The following is a 1,296-nucleotide window of genomic DNA, read 5'->3' on the forward strand; positions in this document are numbered from 1 at the left end:
TTTTCTGGAACGGGACTGGGATCCCGATGAGCCCCGCCTGTCCAAAATTGTGTTGATCGGCAAGGGGCTGGAGCGGGAGCAGCTAGCTGCCGGCCTCAGCCGGGTGTGTGGGGCAACCGCCGCTGGCTAAGGATCCTCTTCAGTTTTTTCGGTTTTTGGATTGGGTGATCTGGGATGGCTCGCAGCAAACTTTCAGAGCAAGAACAACAGCAAATTGTTAGCGCCTACCGCGGCTCAGCAGCGACCGCCGTCGAATTGGCGGAGCAATTTCAGGTGAGCATCACCACCATCACCCGCGTGTTGAAGGAAAATATCGCTGCCGATGAGTATCAGCGGTTGATCCATCTCAAACGCTCGGCTGCCCGCCGCAAAGACATGGGGGAAAAAGTTGCTGTTGGCAGGATCCCAGCCTTGGAGCAGCAGATCTTGCCGCTGGAACCGGAGTTGCCTTCTCCATCTCCCTTGCCGGAGCCCCCCGCAGAGCCGAACGCAAACGAGGAAGGCGAGGATAACACTGCTGGGACGGAGTCTCTGCCAGAACTGCCCCCAGAAGAACTGCAGTTGGCGGCTGAGCTTCAGGAAGATGTGGAGGATGTCGGGGAAGAGGATGAGGAAGAGACCGAAGAAGACCGTGACCTCGAAGACGAGGATGAGGACGACCCTGACTATCTCCTAGAAGATGAAGATGGGCCAGAAGAGGATCCCCTCACCGATCCCAGCTATCAAATTCAGGTATTACCCCTGGAAGAGCTCACCCTACCGGAAACCTGCTATGTCGTTGTTGACCGCTACCAAGAACTGACCACCCGCCCTCTCAAAGAATTCTTTGGCTCGGGATCCCTGCCCATCGAAGGGATCGACAACGCCAATACGCTGCCCATTTTCGACAACCACAAGGTGGCCCGTCGCTTTTCCGAAATGAGCCGTCGGGGCAGCAACACCTACCCACCCTACCGGGTAATCCAGTTTCCCGGCTACATTCTGGAGATTGTGCGCACCCAACTGCAAAAGAAAGGCATCACCCATCTGCTCATGGATGGGCAGATCTACAGTCTTTGACAGGATCCTCAAGCTCAGAAGTGGGGGACTCCTGTTACTGGCGCAGGTTGGCAACACTACGTGAACGCCAGCCGCACTTCCTGTTTTAGCCTACCTCGCCACAGCAGCAGTACCCGTCTCTTCGGACATTTGGACTGCCCCCGCCCCCACGGGCTTATGGATCGCTCCTCAGCTCCCCACTCACACTGATGGAACCAAAGGCTCATGCCGTGACATACTCCCGCACTCATGCTGATG

General features: G+C 56.7%; 2 protein-coding genes. Both read left to right on the forward strand.

Annotated features, from left to right (window positions below; all coding sequences use genetic code 11):
* Positions 1–4: 4 nt before the first annotated feature.
* Positions 5–130 (forward strand): GTP-binding protein, encoded by a 126-nt coding sequence (locus tag NW815_RS05650; RefSeq protein WP_414415795.1) that lies wholly within the window; start codon positions 5–7, stop codon positions 128–130.
* Between the two features lie 44 nt (positions 131–174).
* A complete protein-coding gene (locus tag NW815_RS05655) occupies positions 175–1,059 on the forward strand; it encodes a hypothetical protein (protein WP_414388163.1) in 885 nt (294 codons plus the stop codon).
* Positions 1,060–1,296 lie beyond the last annotated feature (237 nt).

Origin of the sequence: Synechococcus sp. R6-7 (genome assembly GCF_047461695.1) — a bacterium.
Lineage (GTDB): Bacteria > Cyanobacteriota > Cyanobacteriia > Thermostichales > Thermostichaceae > Thermostichus.

Bases quoted from the DNA above. Each gene is read 5' to 3' on its own strand.
- NW815_RS05655 (WP_414388163.1), top strand. From the start codon at position 175: ATGGCTCGCAGCAAACTTTCAGAGCAAGAACAACAGCAAATTGTTAGC.